The sequence below is a fragment of the Enterocloster sp. genome (assembly GCF_057861365.1).
This window is the reverse complement of the sequence record NZ_DBMACH010000013.1, coordinates 1-20,293: the sequence shown is the minus strand read 5'-3', so window position 1 is coordinate 20,293 and position 20,293 is coordinate 1. Positions and strand designations below refer to the sequence as shown.

19 protein-coding genes and 1 pseudogene are annotated in these 20,293 nt (G+C 44.3%); 19 read left to right on the top strand and 1 reads right to left on the bottom strand.

The annotated features are described in order from the left end of the window. The first annotated feature begins 84 nt into the window (after nt 1-84). Nucleotides 85-1,380 (top strand): glutamine-hydrolyzing GMP synthase, encoded by a 1,296-nt coding sequence (gene guaA, locus ACZM6M_RS13040; RefSeq protein WP_317438686.1) that lies wholly within the window; start codon nt 85-87, stop codon nt 1,378-1,380. Between the two features lie 293 nt (nt 1,381-1,673). On the opposite strand, the gene ACZM6M_RS13035 is transcribed toward guaA, so the two are convergent. Next, nucleotides 1,674-2,162: a helix-turn-helix domain-containing protein gene (locus tag ACZM6M_RS13035; protein ID WP_489490476.1), complete on the bottom strand. Its 489-nt coding sequence runs from the start codon at nt 2,160-2,162 to the stop codon at nt 1,674-1,676. A gap of 301 nt (nt 2,163-2,463) precedes the next feature. Between ACZM6M_RS13035 and ACZM6M_RS13030 the strand changes: the two genes are divergently transcribed. From ACZM6M_RS13030 to ACZM6M_RS12945, 18 genes and pseudogenes are all read left to right on the top strand, one after another. After that, nucleotides 2,464-2,667: a hypothetical protein gene (locus ACZM6M_RS13030; protein ID WP_002566189.1), complete on the top strand. Its 204-nt coding sequence runs from the start codon at nt 2,464-2,466 to the stop codon at nt 2,665-2,667. Between the two features lie 2 nt (nt 2,668-2,669). Then, nucleotides 2,670-3,752: a site-specific integrase gene (locus ACZM6M_RS13025; protein WP_489490475.1), complete on the top strand. Its 1,083-nt coding sequence runs from the start codon at nt 2,670-2,672 to the stop codon at nt 3,750-3,752. Between the two features lie 4 nt (nt 3,753-3,756). Next, a complete protein-coding gene (locus ACZM6M_RS13020) occupies nt 3,757-4,092 on the top strand; it encodes a plasmid mobilization protein (RefSeq protein ID WP_489490474.1) in 336 nt (111 codons plus the stop codon). Next, nucleotides 4,082-5,272: an AAA family ATPase gene (locus ACZM6M_RS13015; protein ID WP_489490473.1), complete on the top strand. Its 1,191-nt coding sequence runs from the start codon at nt 4,082-4,084 to the stop codon at nt 5,270-5,272. The genes ACZM6M_RS13020 and ACZM6M_RS13015 overlap by 11 nt, the downstream gene beginning before the upstream one ends. A 93-nt stretch (nt 5,273-5,365) precedes the next feature. Then, nucleotides 5,366-5,599, top strand: coding sequence for a complexin-2 (locus ACZM6M_RS13010; RefSeq protein WP_489490472.1), 234 nt, complete (start codon nt 5,366-5,368; stop codon nt 5,597-5,599). Nucleotides 5,600-6,257: 658 nt separating this feature from the next. After that, nucleotides 6,258-6,530: pseudogene (locus tag ACZM6M_RS13005) on the top strand (DUF6061 family protein). A gap of 120 nt (nt 6,531-6,650) precedes the next feature. Further along, nucleotides 6,651-7,235 (top strand): restriction endonuclease subunit S, encoded by a 585-nt coding sequence (locus tag ACZM6M_RS13000; protein ID WP_489490471.1) that lies wholly within the window; start codon nt 6,651-6,653, stop codon nt 7,233-7,235. Nucleotides 7,236-7,237: 2 nt separating this feature from the next. Then, a complete protein-coding gene (locus ACZM6M_RS12995; protein WP_489490470.1) occupies nt 7,238-8,767 on the top strand; it encodes a type I restriction-modification system subunit M in 1,530 nt (509 codons plus the stop codon). Nucleotides 8,768-8,780: 13 nt separating this feature from the next. After that, nucleotides 8,781-9,779 carry an SMODS domain-containing nucleotidyltransferase gene (locus ACZM6M_RS12990; protein ID WP_489490469.1) on the top strand — a complete coding sequence of 333 codons (999 nt, stop codon included), beginning with the start codon at nt 8,781-8,783 and terminating at the stop codon, nt 9,777-9,779. Then, nucleotides 9,751-10,677, top strand: coding sequence for an S-4TM family putative pore-forming effector (locus ACZM6M_RS12985; RefSeq protein ID WP_489490468.1), 927 nt, complete (start codon nt 9,751-9,753; stop codon nt 10,675-10,677). Before ACZM6M_RS12990 ends, ACZM6M_RS12985 begins: the two co-directional genes overlap by 29 nt. After that, complete coding sequence (locus tag ACZM6M_RS12980; RefSeq protein WP_489490467.1) at nt 10,674-11,951, top strand: restriction endonuclease subunit S; 1,278 nt, start codon at nt 10,674-10,676, stop codon at nt 11,949-11,951. The genes ACZM6M_RS12985 and ACZM6M_RS12980 overlap by 4 nt, the downstream gene beginning before the upstream one ends. Continuing rightward, nucleotides 11,948-12,427, top strand: a complete 480-nt coding sequence (locus tag ACZM6M_RS12975) for a hypothetical protein (protein WP_489490466.1) — start codon at nt 11,948-11,950, stop codon at nt 12,425-12,427. Before ACZM6M_RS12980 ends, ACZM6M_RS12975 begins: the two co-directional genes overlap by 4 nt. A 22-nt stretch (nt 12,428-12,449) precedes the next feature. Then, nucleotides 12,450-15,539, top strand: coding sequence for a type I restriction endonuclease subunit R (locus ACZM6M_RS12970; protein WP_489490465.1), 3,090 nt, complete (start codon nt 12,450-12,452; stop codon nt 15,537-15,539). Between the two features lie 5 nt (nt 15,540-15,544). Continuing rightward, complete coding sequence (locus tag ACZM6M_RS12965) at nt 15,545-16,270, top strand: M48 family metallopeptidase (protein WP_489490464.1); 726 nt, start codon at nt 15,545-15,547, stop codon at nt 16,268-16,270. A gap of 19 nt (nt 16,271-16,289) precedes the next feature. Beyond that, on the top strand, nt 16,290-17,303 hold the full coding sequence (locus ACZM6M_RS12960; protein ID WP_340277879.1) for a restriction endonuclease: 1,014 nt from the start codon (nt 16,290-16,292) through the stop codon (nt 17,301-17,303). Nucleotides 17,304-17,746: 443 nt separating this feature from the next. Continuing rightward, nucleotides 17,747-18,337 (top strand): chromate transporter, encoded by a 591-nt coding sequence (locus ACZM6M_RS12955; RefSeq protein ID WP_066543991.1) that lies wholly within the window; start codon nt 17,747-17,749, stop codon nt 18,335-18,337. Beyond that, nucleotides 18,324-18,896, top strand: a complete 573-nt coding sequence (locus tag ACZM6M_RS12950) for a chromate transporter (RefSeq protein ID WP_337433667.1) — start codon at nt 18,324-18,326, stop codon at nt 18,894-18,896. Before ACZM6M_RS12955 ends, ACZM6M_RS12950 begins: the two co-directional genes overlap by 14 nt. Nucleotides 18,897-18,911: 15 nt before the next feature. Then, complete coding sequence (locus ACZM6M_RS12945) at nt 18,912-19,784, top strand: LysR family transcriptional regulator (protein ID WP_066543995.1); 873 nt, start codon at nt 18,912-18,914, stop codon at nt 19,782-19,784. Nucleotides 19,785-20,293 lie beyond the last annotated feature (509 nt).

Here is a 20,293-nt window from a genome sequence, read left to right as displayed (position 1 = left end):
AGTTTTACTTGTATAACAGCATGGAATCCTGTATGCTGTAGTTATAGAAATTTTAAATCATGTGATGACACAGGAGGAAGATTTATGAAACAGGACATGATTGTCATTTTGGATCTGGGAAGTACAGAGAATACTGTGCTTGCCAGAGAAATTCGTGCCATGGGTGTATACAGCGAGATTTATCCCCATGACATTACGGCAGAAGAGTTAAAGGCACTTCCAAATGTAAAAGGTGTTGTGATCTACGGAGGACCAAACCATATCGTAGACGGCGTACGCATTGATGTAAATGAGGAAATCTACAGCGCCGGTTATCCGGTTATGTCCATTGACCATGAGCCTGCAAAGTGTCAGGAAGCTTATGGCACCTGGGAAGAAGCTCTTCCTCACCTGAGGGCCTTTGTGTTTGATACCTGTCATGCAGAGGCAAATTGGAATATGAAGAACTTCGTAGAGGATCAGATTGAATTGATCCGCCGTCAGGTAGGTGACAAGAAGGTTCTTTTAGCTCTTTCAGGCGGTGTTGACAGTTCTGTTGTGGCAGCTCTTTTGATCAGAGCTATCGGCAAGCAGCTTGTCTGCGTGCATGTAAATCACGGCCTGATGAGAAAAGGCGAGTCAGAGAGTGTGATCGAGGTATTTAAAAATCAGATGGATGCAAACCTGATCTATGTAGATGCGACAGAGCGTTATCTCACAAAGCTGGAGGGCGTAGCCGATCCGGAACAGAAGAGAAAGATCATCGGCGCCGAGTTTATCCGTATTTTTGAGGAAGAAGCAAGAAAGCTGGAGGGAATCGAATTTCTGGGTCAGGGAACCATTTACCCGGATATCGTAGAGAGCGGAACCAAGACTGCCAAGGTTGTAAAGTCCCACCACAACGTAGGAGGACTCCCGGAGGATCTGCAGTTTAAGCTGGTTGAGCCTCTGCGCCAGCTTTTTAAGGACGAGGTTCGTCAGTGTGGTCTGGAGCTGGGACTTCCTGATGAGATGGTGTTCCGTCAGCCATTCCCGGGTCCTGGTCTGGGTGTACGCTGTCTGGGAGCAATTACAAGAGAACGTCTGGAGGCTGTCCGAGAATCCGACGCTATTTTACGTGAAGAATTCCACAATGCCGGACTGGACAAGAAGGTATGGCAGTACTTTACCGTAGTGCCGGATTTCAAGTCTGTCGGAGTCCGCGACAATGCAAGAAGCTTCGAGTATCCTGTGATCATCCGTGCTGTCAACACCATAGACGCCATGAGCGCCACCATCGAGCAGCTGGAGTGGCCGGTACTCTTAAAGATTACAGACCGCATTTTGAAAGAAGTGAAAAATGTAAACCGTGTCTGCTATGATTTGAGCCCGAAGCCTACGGCTACGATTGAGTGGGAATAAGCAAAAAGTGGATGTGAGGGCCCGAAAAGGCGCATAAACACTGGGTTTTTGATTTTCAAATTCCCCATTTGATAGCAGATTGATAGCACTCGTCAAATCCCGATTTATTGAGTTTGAAAAGAAAAATCGGGTGGCTTGCGAGTAGCCTAAAAATCCTCATCTTTTTATTCATAAGTAAAAGGTCTAACTGATTTTTGTTGATCAGTTAGACCTTTTTTATTTTGCTCTCATTTATCTGAATTATCTGATTTTGTGCAACAACCGGCCTTTCCCGTGGCCTACAAGTGAGAGGATTAGATTGGCCCCTCCGGCGGCACCTTGGCGCGGATCTGGCTGCTGTCGTACTCCGGGTAGTGGTAGCGCCAGCTGTCGTACTCCTCCTGAGAGATCTCTCCGGCCTCCAACTTGGCGGCCTGTTCCCGCCAGGTCCAGAGCATCTCGTGCAGCTGGGCAGCGTCCTTGTTTTTGCGAAAATCCACCTGCAAGGAAAGCTCACCGTCCTGCTCCGTGACCTTCAGCCCGTAGTTGTCCTCCAGGGTAAACAGCGTGTGCATCAGCCCTACATAGGAGTCTATGTCCGGGACAGAGAGCGCATGGGGCGAGACATCCAGCACCTCAGCTAAGGCAGCGGTCAGGTCTGCCTTAGGGGTTCTTGATCCTGTTTCGTACTGTGCAAGGCGCACATCAGCAGACTTCTCCGGGAAGCCCAGTGACATGCCGAGATATTTCTGTGTCATCCCCCGCAGGAGACGGAAAAAGTGAATTCGTTCACCAATCGCCATATCATCAACTCCAGTCTATGATTGTTCGTATTCGAAACATAGCATATTTGTTTAGTTTTGTCAAGGTAGTCTAAGCAAATTTATTTAATAATATTTCTTTCAAAACACTTGAACTAAACTTATATGTATAGTATCATAAGAGCACTAAGCAAATAAGCTTGGATAACGAAGCGCAAAAAATATTACGCCAGCTTTTTAGTTATACAACTGAGAAAAAAGTGGCAGTAGAGAGTAAGGAGGTCTTTATGAAAAGCAAAATTAGCAGGCAGAAACGATCAACAAAGAAAGGAAGGTATTTACTATGGCAAATCAGATTTTTATGCGTGTCAACGAAGTGGCGGAGGAGTTGGGGATCTCCATCCCCTTTGCCTATAGGATCATTCGACAGATGAATGAAGAACTGGCTAAAACCGGCTGCATCACCATTGCCGGGCGAATTGACCGAAAGTTTTTCCACGAGAAATTCTATGGTACAAGATCTGAGACAGAAAGGAAGGAGAAATAATTATGGCAGCGTTCAAAAACAAGGACAATGGCACCTGGTATGTTCAATTCCGCTACACCGATTGGAAGGGTGAACGCCAGCAGAAGCTCAAGCGCGGCTTTGCCACTAAGCGAGAAGCGCTGGAATGGGAACGGGAGTTCCTGATGGAAAAACAGGCTGATGTGAACATGACCTTTGAGAGTTTTGTTGCTCTCTATGAGAAGGACATTAAACCCAAACTGAAACTCAATACCTGGCTCACCAAGGAGAGTATCATCAAGAAAAAGATCCTCCCCTATTTTGCGAATCGAAAACTCTCGGAGATCACGGCAAAGGACATTATCCGTTGGCAAAATGAAATCCGAGAGTTGCGGGACTGCCACGGTAAACCACTGTCTAAAACCTACCTGAAGACAGTTCACAATCAGCTTAGCGCCATTTTCAACCATGCTGCCCGATTTTACGGTCTGAATATCAACCCAGCCCGGCAGGCAGGAAACATGGGAGCGGAGGAACGAAAGGAGATGCTGTTCTGGACCCGAGAGGAGTACACCCGCTTTTCTGAGGCCATGATGGACAAGCCGTTGTCCTTCTACGCCTTCGAGGTATTGTACTGGTGCGGTGTCCGTGAGGGAGAGCTGCTGGCCCTGACCCCGGCAGATTTTGACTTTGAAAAGCGCACTGTCACCATCAATAAGTCTTACCAGCGGCTCAATAAGCAGGATGTGGTCACTACCCCCAAAACACCCAAGAGTAACCGCGTGATCCAGATGCCGCAGTTCCTCTGTGATGAGTTGCAGGACTACCTCAAGCAGTTCTATGGAGTGGAGCCGGACAGCCGGATGTTCCCCATCAGCAAAAGCTATCTCCACCGGGAAATGGACCGTGGCTGTAAGCAAACTGGGGTGAAAAGGATTCGCATACACGATTTGAGGCACAGCCACATCAGTTTGTTGATCGACATGGGCTTTACTGCCCTGGCTATTGCAGAGCGTGTGGGGCATGAGAGTATCGACATCACCTACCGCTATGCCCATCTATTCCCCACCCGACAGGTGGAGATGGCTGACAAGTTGGATTCACTGAAAAATGAGAAGGGGGTGTAAGAAGATGTCCAAGAAGAACTATGGCAACCACAACCGCTGGAGAAACAAGACGGTGGCTTTTCGAGTATCGGCGGAAGAGGATCTCCAACTGGAAACCCTGGTGAAACTCACCGGCCTGACCAAGCAGGATTACATTATCCGGCGGCTATTGGAACGAGATGTGGTGGTGCAGGGAAATCCCAAGGTTTACAAAGCCCTGCGGGATCAGTTGTCTGCCGTGCTGGACGAACTGCGCCGGATTGAAGCCGGGCAAAGCGTAAGAGACGAGCTGCTTGACACGATCCAAATGCTCACAACCATTATGAACGGGATGCAGGAGGAATTCGCCTATGATCGATGAAAAAAAGAAAATGACCGCCCAGGGCTCATCTGTTGGCGCAGATGATGGGCAGTCAATCTCCAAAACTTACGAAAATAGTATACCCACTTCCGGGCAAAAAAGCAACGATGAAATTGTAAACTCCCAGGACAGTCTGGAAGAAATGTATCGCAGGATGCAGCGCATGACAGACCCCCGATACCTGCATACACTCACAATGACAGAGCTGTTCCAAACCACCTATAAGAGTAGGCCTCCGGTGGTGGAAGGCCTGCTTTACGCAGGGGCATATATCCTTGCCGGAGCGCCCAAAATCGGCAAGTCCTTCCTGGTGGCTCAGATTGCCTACCATGTCAGTACCGGGCAGGATTTGTGGGGATATAAAGTCCATCAGGGGACGGTACTTTACCTTGCGCTGGAAGATGATTTTCAGCGTATTCAAAGCCGGATGTTTATGATGTACGGTGTGAACGATACCCCCAACCTCCACTTCGCCACCGCCGCCGGAAAGATTGGGAATGGGTTGGATGAACAGCTGAAGAATTTCGTGCAGGAGCACCCGGACACCAATCTCATCATCATTGACACTATGCAGAAGATCCGTGAGGTAGGCGGTGAAGCGTACAGTTATGCCAGCGACTATGAAATCATCGGCAGAATCAAGCAATTTGCTGATCAGCACGGTATCTGTGTTCTGACCGTCCATCACACCCGAAAGCAGCAGGCAGACGATTCCTTTGAGACGATTTCCGGCACCACTGGGCTGCTGGGCTGTGCGGATGGTTCGCTGCTGATGCAGAAGAAAAAACGCACGGAGTTGGACGCCACCATCAAGGTGGTGGGGCGGGATCAGCCGGATCAGATCCTTTACTTGAAAAAGGACCCGCAGACCCAGATCTGGAATCTGGAACGCATGGAAAACGAGCTGTATAAAGAACCGCCGGACCCAGTGCTGGATGCGGTTGCAAAGTTGGTTTCCGCCGAGTGCCGGGAGTGGATCGGCTCTCCATCCGAACTGGCTGAAGCTCTCCAAACGGGAATGGCCTCCAACGCCCTCACTAAGCACCTGAATGTCAAGGCAGGCAGGCTGCTGGAGGAATATCATGTTGGCTATGAAAATAAGGCCAAACACTCCGGTCGGCAAGTGAAATTGACCTATATGCTGATGGAATCAACCGCCTGTGAAGTAACCGAAGAATAAGGGGCGCGACGATAGCGACGGTCGCGACGATGAAAATGATACCGTCAAAAACACCGTCGCTATCGTCGCAACCGTCGCGGAAAGGAAATGAATATGAAAAGTGTACAAATTACCTATGACCTTTTTGTAGCTTTGGTGGAGTATCATCTGGCCTGTGACAATGATTATGCCGAGGAAATTCATCAGGGGTTGGAGCAAAAGTTGGATGCGATGGTGCGGCATGAACTGTATGCAAAATATAAGACTGCGCCCACCGCAGAAGAACGGGAGCAGGCCCGGCAGGCATACCTGGATAAGCGTGGAGTATTCCCAGATTTTCGGTGGTGAGATAAGTTTCCGTTTGGACTAATTTCACCGATGAGATTAGCACAAAAGTTTTCTCTATATTTGTAAGGACAGGAGCGTGGCACGCTCCTGTTTTTTTCAGGCAAAAAGAATGGCTGACGGCAGTTTGGGCAAAGAAATTCCGCTAAAAAGCATCTCTGATGAGGTGGTGTTTTGCCACCCCATTATCCCAAAAGGTACCCCATTTTAGGGTACCCCAAAATCACCATAGTATGTCGCGTTTCACGACACACCATGCAAAAAAGCAGAACACAGGATGCGGAGTAAAAGAGAACGATAGGTAGGCATTTTGCCTACACATCAAGCGATGGCTACTGTGTTTTACGGCAGCCATCAGGCAATAAGGGGGGGGAACGATTTGTTCCTGGGCATCTTAAAGGGAAGGTGCTTTGGCGTACCCTTTCAAAGCGTTCGCAGAACGCGCAGCCACAGAATGAAATTCTGTGTTCAAGGGGCTTGGGGGCGCTGCCCTCAACAAGCAGACGGCAGGAAATGTGAGTGTGTATTAACACTCGCATTGCTTGCCGGATTTGTGTGTGGATAGCCACACGCATTGCTTGCCAGATTCTAAAATTAACGAAACGGGCCTTGTGCCGTTGCGAAAAACTAACCGAAATTTAAGCATTAGGAGGCAACGACTATGAGAAAGATTTTGTCCTGTGAGTTCAACCCGGACACTGCCTGCGTGGAGATGTACATGGAGGACGGGACGATGCTTTCCATTGACTGCGTCGCTGTGGAAAATGAGGTGGCAAACAGCATGTACCAGCGGTCAGAATTGGACTGACTGATCTATAATGATCCGCTGGCCAATGCGGAGCTGATTTTGGATGGCGACATCGCCAACTACCTAAAAAGCGTCAGCTATGTGAACGACAGAAGTCAAGCACATCAGGGAATTGTTATTTTGTGACCATGACAATTTTTATTGTTGACAAATTCGACTGGTTAGCATATAATGAGAGTAACTCGAGAGAGAAATTTTTTTAAAATAAACTTGTTATTTATAGACCATGACAAACGAGGTGAAAGAATGAAATTGCATGACCTTGCGAGTGTTCGCAGCGGCCTAGTCTTGTCAAGAAAACAGGCCAAAGAGTCAAGTGAGTATCGATATCCTTTGATTAATCTGCGGTGTGTCCAGCAGGACGGGACGATTCAATTGAATGAGGCGGATATCTATGAAGCAAAAGAACCACTGAAAGAAGAATACCTATCGCAAAGCGGAGATATCATTGTCCGTCTTACAGCTCCCTATACAGCAGTTCTGATTGATGAGACTACATCTGGAATGGTGATTTCCTCAAATTTTGTAGTAATTCGAGTTGAAGATAAGTGCCTATTGCCAGAGTATCTTTTTTGGTTGCTGAATACAGAAAAGATAAAACGAAAAATTTACGAGAATGCAACCAGCAATATGCTTGGCGCAGTTAACGCGAGATTTTTAGCTGACTTTGAATTGGCCCTTCTTTCAGTGGAGGATCAGCGCAAAATCTCCCAGTTTAATCTGTTGTCCAAAAGAGAACGCCAATTACTTAGGGCTTTGGCAGATGAAAAAGAAAAGTATTATACAGGCGTACTAAATCGGGCGTACAAAAGAGCAAAGAAAGGGAAATAAAGATGACAACAAGAAAAGATATTGAGCAGGTTTTGTGGAACGCCTGTGATAGTTTCCGCGGCAAGATCGACAGTTCTCGCTATAAAGACTATATTCTCTCCATGTTGTTTGTGAAGTACCTCAGCGATGTTTCTAAAGAGAGGCGCGAGGAGTACATCAAACAGTATGACGGCGATATACGTCGGGTGGAACGGGCTATGAGCCGTGAGAGATTTGCAATGGACGAGCAGTCCACATTCGATTATCTCTATGCCAAGCGGAACGATGCTGAAATCGGTCAGAAAATCAATGTGGCGCTGAACCATATTGAGGAACATAACAGCGGAAAGCTACGCAATGTATTCCGGGCCATTGACTTTAACTCCCAAGTGGATTTTGGTGAACCCAAAGAGAAGAACGCTACCCTGCGTAACTTGCTAGAGGATTTCAACAGTCTGGACCTACGCCCCAGTCAGCTAGGTTCTGCCGATATCATCGGAGATGCCTACGAGTACATGATTGCCATGTTTGCCTCTGATGCCGGAAAGAAGGGCGGCGAGTTCTTCACCCCAAGCCAGGTCTCTGAGTTGGTGGCCTCTCTGGTGCAGCCCAAGGAGAACGACCGGATCTACGACCCTACCTGCGGTAGCGGAGGTTTGTTGCTGAAAGCCTATAAAAAAGTACCCAGTGGCAAGGTGGCTATCTATGGCCAGGAGCTCAACGCTCAGACTTGGGCTCTCTGCACTATGAATATGTTCCTGCACGGTGTGGATGATGCTAGAATTTGGCAGGGCGATACCCTCTCCAATCCTCAGAATGTTGAGGATGATAATTTGATGAAGTTCCAGGTTGTGGTGGCAAATCCGCCGTTCAGTCTGGATAAGTGGGACAGTGGATTCCTCTCAGAGGCCGAAGCGGACAGCAAGGGAAAGAAGAAAATGTCTGCTGAACTGGATCAATACCACCGTTTCGATTGGGGTGTGCCTCCTACTTCCAAAGGCGACTACGCCTTTGTGCTGCACATGCTCTCCAGCTTGGATGCGGAAAACGGCCGCATGGCAGTGGTGCTGCCCCATGGTGTTCTGTTCCGTGGAGCCAGCGAGGGAAAAATTCGCCGTCAGCTGGTGGAAATGAATCTGCTGGATGCAGTCATTGGCCTCCCTGCTAACCTGTTTTACGGCACCGGTATCCCTGCCTGTATTCTGGTATTCAAGAAGAACCGGACATACAGGGATGTGCTGTTCATCGACGCCTCTGGGGACGGGAACTTTGAAAAGAGTAAGAATCAAAATATCCTGCGGGACAGCGATATTGAACGCATTGTCAATACCTATCAAGCACGACAGAACGAGGATAAATATAGCTATGTGGCCTCCTTCGACGAGATCAAGGAGAATGACTTCAACTTGAATATCCCCCGGTATGTGGATACCTTTGAGGAAGAAGAACTGGTGGATATCGATGAGGTGCAGCGAAACATTGCTGATATCGAGGCAGAATTGGCTCAAGTACAAGCACAAATGAAAAAATACATGGATGAACTTGGAATCTAAGGAGGTAGGAGAGTTGGCTACAACCGTTAATAATGCATTTGCTGAATTTATGAGGGATATTGTCAATCTTGACCCGGATGTTGTATCCGAAGCAAGAACGAGTCGAGACAACCTGTTTGATAATATCGCCGAATTTGATAACAAGGACGGCTTCTTTGATTTATGTGATAGCTTTAATGTACATTTTGGCTCATTTGCGAGAAAGACTAAATGCCGTGATCTTGATGATGTGGATTTGATGATCGGTATTGCTGCTAACGGTGCAACATATTATTCCGATGACCCATGGGACGAGGTCAGAATAACTGCAAGTACAACCAATGCAGCACAGAAAGAGTGCACATGCGAAGATGGAACACTTAACAGTACCCAGGTATCTAATAAATTCAAGAAAAAGTTAGAATCAGTGAGAGAATATTCGCGTTCTGAGATTCGTAGAAACGGCGAAGCGATTATTTTAAATCTTAAATCAAAGGAATGGTCTTTTGATATTGTACCTTGTTTCCATACGGTAGAAGAAAGCGATGGTAGATCATACTATTTAATTCCAAACGGAAATGGGAATTGGAAAAAGACTGCACCCGATAAAGACAAAGGGCATGTTACAAGCACAAACCAAAGTAAAGATGGACGTGTGTTGGAGTTAATTCGCCTTTGCAAAAAATGGAATAAAGTAAAGAACGCCAAAACACTGCCGTCATATATGCTTGAAACGATGATTATAAATTTTGCGGATTCTCAAGCAGTACTAAATGAGTACATAGATCTTCGTTTTCGAGATGCGTTGAGTTATATAGCAGGACATATTTTGAATCCGGTATATGATATGAAAGGAATTCAAGGCGATATCAACAATCTTGGCATAGATGATAAATTGCGTCTTCAGCAAAAGGCATGGACTGATTACAATAAGGCATGTGAAGCTTGGCAACAAGAACAGGCTGGTAACCATAAAGAGGCTATTAAAAAGTGGGGTGAAATTCTTGGAAGCGACTTCCCGACATACGGATAATAGTATTTTTACTTGTCAGAATGAAGAATTCTTACTCAAATGCCAGTTAGCTCAAAGAAATGAGTATTCTCATGCAAAAAGAGCCAGTCGGATAAAGTCGACGGCAACTCTTATATTCACGATCTGTTCTATCGTTGCGTCTATTGTAGATTGTGATACACTGTCTGCCATATCCAGCTTATTTGCCGTAGGATTGGTTGTGTTTAACAAATACTCAGATGGACATATTTCCGCTCACAAAAAACACGCAGCTTCCATACAACAGTATATTGATGTGACGCTTTTTGCTTCGGCTATAGGAGGAACTAAGTCTGAGTGGGGCGAATTACCGAATAAGACCGACCTTGCAGAAGCGATAAGTGAATTTTCAGGTGAAGATACCTCTGATATGAAAAACTGGTATAGTGATTACTCCTCTTTGCCAGGTGAAGCTCAGATTTTTCATTGTCAACGAGAAAATGTAAGATGGGACTACGGTTTGCATAAATCTTATATCTGCCTTCAGCTTGGCATATTGTTGGCTGCAGTCGTTGCTATGATTATAACTATGTTCATCGTTAATCCTGACTTTATAAAGCTGATATGCATTTTATCATGGTTAACGCCACTTGCAGAATATACATATTCCGTCTGTAAAGATGTCTTCGAGAGCATTTCAATTTTGCGAAAAATTAATAGTTTTTGCGATCAAATTGAAAATAAGTTATCAGGAGATAACGTTGTATCTGTTAAACAAGAATTGATTGATTTGCAATATAAGATTCGAGAAAGACGAGAAGTGGGTTTTCTTATTCCAGATTGGTTTTATAAAATGAGAAAGGGAAAGCATCAGAAGCAAGAAGACAGTATTGCAGAAACTATTGTTAAATTGAACCAAGAGAATGGTGAGCAGAGATGATATTAGGAACGAGAGATATAATTGAACAGATCCAGCGAGGAAATGTTCCAGATGGATATAAAAAAACAAAAGCAGGCATTCTCCCTGCTGATTGGGATGTGCACATGCTTGGAGAATGCCTCAGCCGTGTAGAGAGACCGGTGGAGGTTAAGCCTAACGAATTGTACACTCAAATTGGTATCCGTTCTCATGGAAAGGGTATCTTTTATAAAGAACCCGTTACAGGTGCAGCGCTAGGTAATAAGTCCGTCTTTTGGATTGAACCGGACTGCTTTATAGTGAATATTGTTTTCGCATGGGAACAGGCAATCGGAAAGACCACACAATCTGAAGTAGGAATGATTGGATCTCACCGTTTTCCGATGTACCGTCCTGTAAATGATAGAGTTGATATCGATTACCTGATTTCTTATTTTTTGACAAAGCGGGGAACCGATATTCTGGAGGCAGCATCTCCTGGAGGAGCAGGGCGAAACAAAACACTGGGACAGGAGCGCTTTTTGAAAAGTAAAATTGTACTGCCTCCTATTGAAGAACAAAAAAAAATTGCCGCTATCCTTACCACCCAAGATAGGGTGATTGAGCTGAAAGAAAAGCGTCTTGCCGAAAAGCAGCGACAGAAAAAGTATCTCATGCAGCAGCTTCTGACCGGCAAAAAGCGTCTTCCGGGGTTTAGTGGGGAGTGGAAAGCAAATCGCCTCCGCAACATTGCAATGCGACATACAAAAAGAAATACCATAGGAAATACCAATGTGCTTACTATTTCTGCACAGTACGGGCTAATCAATCAGGCTGAATTTTTCAACAAAGCGGTTGCGAGCGATGACAAGAGCAACTATTTCCTTCTTGAAAAGGGTGACTTTGCCTACAATAAGAGCTATTCTAACGGCTATCCCTTCGGGGCTATTAAGCGGTTAACACGGTATGAAGTGGGAATAGTATCTCCGCTCTATATTTGTTTTCGAATAAAAGAAGGAAGTGTTTCTGGAGAATATTTGGAGCAGTATTTTGAAGCAGGGCTTATGAGCCATGAGATACAGGCATTTGCTCAGGAAGGGGCTCGAAACCATGGTTTACTAAATATTGCGATTGACGATTTTTTTAATTCGAAAATTCTACTTCCTTCACTGGAGGAACAAACCGCTATTGCCGAAGTCCTTTCGGCTGCTGACCGGGAAATTGAACTGCTTCGGCAGGACATAGAACAGGAAAAACAAAAGAAAAAAGCTCTGATGCAGCTATTGCTGACGGGAATTGTGAGGGTCAAAATATGAGCATTGATATGACAATGACATTGGCAGATATTATTTCCAGTTTGCTTTCTTGCGGAGCCTTAATAGTGGCACTTTACATTGGTGTTATTCAAAATAGAATCAATAGAAGGATGCTTTCAATTCAAGATGGTGTTGATATTTATTTGCGTACAAGATATTTAATGGATAAAGATGATCCATCTAAAATGATTGCTGCGCAGATAGAAATACGAAATATTAGCGCCACACCTTTATCTCTTGAAAGATATGTGTTTAATGGCGTAGAGCGAGTTATTTCGCCTTATCGTCTGCCGCCTGCAGCACAATTTCCTGATGCATATTATTTTATCAATTTACCATCAGTTAATCAAATGGATTATGCGTCATTTACGTTGTATTTTGAAGATACTATTCAACGCAAATGGAGGGTTTCCGGACGGGCAGAATTCAAAAGTAGAGCATGGGAGCTTTCATGGGAAAAGCCTCAGAAAATATAATGTGTATGAAAGGATGTAAACCATGGACAAATCCGTGTACTTAGAAAAGAATATCAGCCAGCAGCCGGCCATTGATCTGCTGCGGTCCATGGGCTATACCTACATATCACCGGAGGACTGCGAGGCGCAGAGAGGCAGCCGATACCATGTGTTGCTGAAAGACATTCTTCGAGGCCAGCTGCGGCGGCTCAACCGCTATGCCTTTGCCGGCGCGGAAAACGAGTTCTCCGCCGCCAACATCGAGCGGGCTATGGAAGATCTGGACGAGCCGTTAACTGATGGCCTGGTCCGCTCCAGTGAAAAAATATATGATGCTTTGTTGCTGGGCAAAAGCTATCCAGAGACTGTAGGTGAGGGTAAAACTCTCAGTTTCAACCTGAAATACATCGACTGGGAGCATCCGGAGAACAACCTGTTCTATGTTACTGAGGAGTTTGCAGTAGACAGTCGGGATAAGCTTCATAATGCCAGACCGGATATCGTGCTGTTTATCAACGGTATCCCCTTTGCCGTCATTGAGTGTAAAGCCCCGCAGGTCAGTGTAGAACAGGCCGTGGAGCAGAACATCCGCAACCAACAAAAGGAATACATTCCTCAGCTCTACAAGTTTGCCCAGATTGTGATGGCGACCAATAAAAACGCTGTGAAGTATGCCACCACCGGCACACCTAAAAAATTTTGGAATGTGTGGAAAGAACAAGACACCGCTTTTCTGGAAGATACACTGGCCCAGCATGTGACTGACCGTACCCCCACTGAGCAGGACCGGAATTTAATTTCTCTGTTCAGCAAAGAACGAGTTATGGAACTGATCCGGTACTTTGTGCTATTTGACGCCAATGTAAAGAAAATCTGCCGGTATCAGCAGTATTTCGCCATCAAAGAGATTATCAAGACCATTCAACAGCAGGATAAAAAGGGAAACCGACAAAGCGGCGTTATCTGGCATACCCAGGGCAGCGGTAAGAGCCTGACTATGGTTATGTTGGCAAAGTATATCTTAATGGAACTGTCCGCCTGCAATCCGAAAGTGGTTGTTGTTACTGATCGTAAGGAATTGGATCGCCAGATCGCCGCCACCTTTGCTCATACCCACCTCAATCCAGCCAGAGCCACCAGTGGACGGAATCTGGTAGAACTGCTGAATAGCGGCAAGGCGGATGTAGTCACTACAATCATCAATAAGTTCAACACCGCTGAAAAAATGGAGCACAAGAATTTTTCGCGGGATGTGTTTCTGCTGGTGGATGAGAGCCATCGTTCCAACTATGGCCTGCTGGCCACTAAAATGAGGGCGGTGTTTCCCAATGCCTGTTATATTGGATTTACCGGAACGCCTTTGATGAAAAAAGAGAAGAACACTATGGCGAAGTTCGGAAAGCTGATCCATAAATATACCATCAAGGATGGTGTGGATGACGGAGCCATTGTGCCGCTCATTTACGAAGGCCGCTTTGTGGAACAGAATGTGGACGAGGCAAATATCGACCTCTGGTTTAAACAGACCACCAAACGGCTCACGGAAGCGCAGCGAGATGACCTTTCCCGGAAATGGAGCAGTATTCGCCGCCTGACCTCCACCGATGCCCGTATCAAGCGGATCGCTCTGGATATCAATGAGCACTTCATTGATGGATACAAAGATACCGGTTTTAAGGCTATGCTGGCTACTAACTACAAGCGGGATGCGATTCGGTATCTGGAGTGTTTTGAGCAATTTGGGGATTTGAACTGTGCCGTGGTGATTTCACCACCTGATCTCCGGGAAAGTGTAGACGATATAGACGAAGGTGCCGACGATAAGGTCATTGCCTACTGGAATAAAATGATGAACCGCTACGGTGACGCAGATGCCTACGAAGAGGCAATGAAGAACCAGTTCTGCGCAGGGGACATCGATATTCTTATCGTGTGCAGTAAGCTGCTTACCGGTTTTGACGCCCCCATCTGCCAGGTTCTCTACATCGACAAAGAGTTGAAAGAACACGGTCTGCTCCAGGCTATTGCCCGTACCAACCGTCTGTATGAAGGCAAGGACTACGGCCTTATTGTGGACTACCGTGGACTGATTGAAAAGCTAGATACCGCTATGGATCTGTACATTGGCGCCGGGCTGGAGAACTTTGACAGTGGAGACCTGAAGGGTGTCGTGGTGGATGTCATGTCGTCTGTGGCTGGCCTCCGTGAAGCCTATACTCGGTTGACAGAATTGTTTGCGGACTTGAAAAATGCACGCGACACCGAAGAAGTGGAGGTGTTTCTTGCTGACGACAAGAAGCGAGAGAACTTTTATAATCTCCTCTGTGCTCTTGGCAAAGCGTTGAATATAGTGCTGAATGCGGAACAGACGTATGCAGCCGTTCCGAAAGATGAATTGAAGCAGTATCAAAATACTTTTATCTTTTTTTCTAGGGTGCGCCGCAGCGTGAAAATCCGTTACTGTGATGCCATTGATAACCGGGAATATGAGCCGCTGATGCAAAATCTTCTTGATACACACCTTTCAGTAGCTGGCCTGAAACAAATTACTAACCCCATCGATATTCTGAACAAGGATGACTTTGAACGGGAATTGGAGGAATTGGGATCTCTTCGAGCGAAGGCAGATGCTATTACCAGCAAATTGACCCGCAGCATCAGCGAAAAGTATCAAGAGAATCCTTCCTATTACGACAGCTTCTCCAAGCGGATTAAGGATGCATTGGATCAGTACAAGGAAAAGGTGATCTCCGAGGCGGAATATCTGGCAAAGATGCGTACCATCATGGAAGATTATCACGCCGGAAAGAGCAGTGTAACCTATCCGGAATCCATTAAGAATAATGTTCATGCCCAGGCATTTTACGGTGTTCTTTCTGCGGTGTTTGACGAAGCAAAAGAAGCGGAAGTTTCTCCTGATTTTGTTGCAGAGATTGCGGAAGAAATTACAAAAATTGTGGCCGACCACAGTCAGGTAGACTGGACCAACAACAAAACAATCCACGACCGAATCTCGCAGGATATTGATGATCTTTTTTATGACTACGAGAAAGAGCGGGGATTAAAACTGTCTTTTGACACCATCGATAAAATCATTGAAAATGTCAAAACAGTGGCGCTTCGGAGGTTTTGACAGCAATGGTACAGGAAAGAACTGTTTTATACGAAAATAACGAGATTCACTATCTTCTAGAACAGAAGCCGGTGAAAAATCTGAATTTGCGGGTTCATAAGGATTGTAAGGTTTATGTTTCGGCTAATTCAGATGTCCCTACTGAAAAAGTTGACGATTTTGTAGTGAGCAAAGGAGCCTATATCTGTTCAGCGCAAAGAAAGTTTCGTGAGATGGCACAATATGCCCCTCAACCTAAGAAATATGTCAGCGGAGAGACTTTTTATCTGCTGGGCAGAGGCGTCCGCCTGAAAGTGGAGAAAAATGTGCAAGATTCCATTTTCTCTGACGGGATATATCTTCATCTTCGTGTGAAAGACACGGAGGATTTTAGGAAAAAGCAAAAGATGGTAAGCCGTTACCTGGATGAGCAATGTCGAACTGTTTTTGGAGAGATTATTTCAGAAATCTATCCAGTATTCCAAAAATATGGAGTGCCTATGCCGACATTACGGATTCGTGATATGGAGACACGGTGGGGATCTTGCTTGGCAAAAAAAGGGGTTATTACACTGAACAAGCGTTTATTGGAAGCCCCCCGAAACTGTATCGAATATGTCGTAATGCATGAGTTCTGTCATTTTATCCATCCAAATCATTCAAAGCATTTTTATAGTTTTTTGGCCATGCTAATGCCTGATTGGAAAGAACGCAAAACAGTTTTAGATCGTAGCGCAACATTTTGGCTATGAACGATAGGGAGGAAAAATAATGCCGATGTGGTTATGTCGCGCCGGACGATATGGCGAGTTTGAAAATAAATTTCTTGAAGATAATAGGGTATATTGCACCTGGGACAATCTCACCGAATCAATCATGCAGTTCCACACCAAGCAGGACTTACAGCAATACTTTGTGGACAATAACCCAGATGTAAAGGTAAAAACAGCGATGAACTGGGCAAGCCAGGTATGGCCGTTTGCCCATGAGATGAAAAAGGGAGAGATCGTTGTCCTACCCAGCAAGATTAAGCCTGTGATTCATTTTGGCAAAATCACGGGGGATTATGAATTCTTACCTAATAACGATAATCCTTATTATCACGCGCATCAAGTTGACTGGTTTGCCTGTGATATCCCACGTACAGCTTTTGACCAGGACATCTTATATTCCTTTGGGGCATTTATGACCATTTGCCGTATTAAGCAGGAAGATCGCATAAAAGCAGTGATCCATGCCCAGAAGCAGGGAAAGAAAGCGCCCCAAATTACTCCGCAAGAGCCACAGGATGATGAAGAAGCACGAGATATTGAAAATGAAGCCTTGGGGGTTATCACAAACCTGATAATCCAAAAGACTAAAGGGCATGGTTTAGCAAAAATTGTAGATGCCATTCTTCGGGCAAAGGGATTCACTACATACGTTAGCCCGGCCGGACCGGATAAAGGTGTGGATATTCTGGCTTCAGCGGGCACACTTGGTTTTGGAAGCCCCAAAATCTGTGTTCAGGTTAAGTCCACAGACGCGCCAGTGGATCGGATTGTTTTGGATCAATTGGGCGGCGTGATGAAAAACTTTGGTGCCGAATATGGCCTGTTAGTGTCATGGAGTGGGTTCAAATCTTCGGTCATCAATGAGACGGCTAAACAGTTCTTTGAAATCCGGCTTTGGACCCACAAAGAAATTATCGAGGAGTTCCTGCGATACTACGATCAAATGGATGATGAAATCAAAGAACTGATCCCACTCAAAAAGATTTGGGTCGTAAACAACAGTGAGGAATAGATGTGACTGCTGAAGTGGCAAGAAATAATTTGAAGAAAACGTCGAATCGTGCTATAATACACCTAAGCCACCCAATCGTGCATCTCAAGCAAAACCCGTGATAGGATGGCTTGGATAGATTTTTGATAGCAAAAGTCCGAATAGACCTTAGGATAAGGATAATCTGTATCAAATAAAACCACGACGAATCAAATCTGCTATACAAAAAAGTTTAGAAATGGATTTAACTCGGCGAGTGGGAATAAAATAAAAAGGAGCCGTGAAACCTGAAAAATCAAAGGTTTCACGGCTCCTTTTTTTGTGGGCGGAACTAAAATGGAACAGAAAAACACAGCATATTTCCTAGTTATATATTTTATATATAAGTTTTATAAAAACTATGTATTTTACATATAATTAATTCGATGATACAATCCAAGTGTCAAACAAAAGGAGGAAATATAATGAAAAAAGATTACAGTAAGCTGTGGGTTTTATTTAAGTCAATGTTTGCATTGAGTGCATGTACCTTTGGCGGAGGATTTGTTATTGTTTCTTTAATGAAGAAAAGATATGTTGAAGAATTAAAATGGTTAGAAGAAGATGAGATGTTAGATGTAACTGCAATTACACAATCCGCTCCCGGTCCTTTGCCGGTAAATGCATCTGTCATAATCGGATATCGGATTGCAGGCATTATAGGTTCTTTGACAGCGATTTTAGGAACCATCCTTCCGCCTATGATCATCATTTCTGTTATTTCTTTATTCTATGAGCAATTTCGTACGAATCCATATATCAATACTGCATTACAGGTCATGAGGGCCGGAGTTGCAGCTGTCATATTTGATGTTGTGATCAACTTAGCGGCAAATGTTGTCCATACAAGACGCAGCCTGTATATAGGCATGATGATGATTGCGTTTATTGCAACATATGTATTGGATGTCAGCGCTATGATTATCATTCTTACATGTCTTGGAATTGGACTGATTGATCTGATGATTCAAACAACAAAAAACAAAAAGGGAGAAATGAGAAATGTTATTGGCTAAACTGTTTATTGCGTTTATTCAGGTTGGTTTATTCAGTGTGGGAGGCGGTTATGCTGCAATTCCGTTGATTCAGGAGCAGATTGTAAATATTTATGGATTGATGACCTTAAGTGAGTTTTCAGATCTTATTACAGTTGCAGAAATGACTCCGGGTCCGATTTCCATCAATTCCGCAACTTTTGTAGGTATGCGGATTGCAGGAATTCCGGGTGTGCTGCTGTGTACGATTGGATGTATCATTCCATCATTTTGTATTTGCTTACTATTAGCCCATTTTTATTATAAATATAGAAATGTAGACGGGGTACAGGTTGTGTTAGGCTCCATGCGGCCGGCAGTAGTTGCGCTGATTGCTTCTGCCGGAGCTTCAATCTTAATGCTGGGGCTTTTTCAGGCAGAACTTTATAATGTTGAGTTCAATAATTTTCGTTTTATAGAATTTTCGATTTTCGCCGGTTCCTTATTTATACTGCGAAGGTATAAAACAAGCGCCATTGCAATTATTCTGGGAAGTGGTATGATAGGTACGTTGATATATGTATTATTAGGCGCTGTTTAAAAGGAAAGGATTTTTATGACCTTACGACACTTAATGATTTTCACTGCAGTTGTAGATGAAGGCGGGATGAATAAGGCCGCAAAAACACTGCATCTTTCTCAGCCGAATATCAGTCAGGCTATCGCAGAGCTGGAGCAGCATTATGGCGTGAAATTGTTTGAACGTCTTTCGCAAAGATTATATCTGACAAAAGAAGGAGAGCTGTTGCTTTCCTTTTCACGCCATATTTTAGATTCCTATAAACAAATGGAAGAAGTGATGAATCAGGCGGTGGAAAAAACACAGATACAAATAGGCTGCAGTGTTTCTGTGGGGACGTGTCTTATTAACCGTATTTTAGATAAGGCTGAAAGGGTTCTTCCGAAATGTGAATTTCAAGTGAAGGTTACAAATTCATCGGAAATTGAGCAGGCATTATTAACGAATCAGATTGATATTGGTATGATTGAGGGAGTTGTTTCAGATGAAAATTTAATAGCGGCTCCCATGTGTAAAGATGAACTTGTCATTGTGTGCGGAAAAGCACATCCGTTTGCAAAGAAAGAAAGTATTTCTCTAAAGGCGTTAGAGGGACAAAACTACGTCAGCAGAGAAAGCGGAAGTACAGAGCGGAATCAGTATGAGCAGTTCTTAGAACAAAAAGGAATTAGGCTGAAACGAATTTTCTGCAGTACAAATACGGAGGCAATAAAAAATGCAGTAGTACATGGCAGAGGAATCGCAATATTTTCAAAACGAATGATTGAAAAAGAAGCAGTAGAGGGAAGTTTGATTATAGTGCCTGTAGAGGATATTCATATAATCAGAGATTTTCATTTTATTAGACATAAAAATAAATATATGTCGAAAACATTGCAGATTATGCAGGATATCTGTACTGATTTATAATGGAACGGCAGGTTTTATATCCGGATATCCGGATGATAATCTGAAGATAAAGAATTTTGTAACAGTTCAGCATTGCATCTTCTTGCCCACTTACAGCGGACAAGAAGCATCGGGCGTCCGTCCTATGAAGCTTCAGGCAGAAAAATTCTTATGAAAGCAAGCTTTCAACGCTTTTTTCTGCCTGAAGCTTCGCATGGCTGAACTGTTACAAGAATTTTGAAAAAACTTAAAAAAACTGTTGACATTTGGCGATACATCTGGTAAGATAATCTTCGCTGTCGGGAACGACAGAAACACAAAAGAAACGACATTAAAAAATGTCAAAATAAATTTAAAAAAGTTGTTGACAAATGAAAAACAATCGGTTATAATAAATAACCGTTTCGGACGAAAAGTCAAACAACAAAGAAGTTCCTTGAAAATTGAAGATTAAACAGTATGTAAAACCCTGAAAATTCTAACAATTCAAAAGGTTTGGTTTAGACCTTAGGATTTGAGAAAATTCAGAA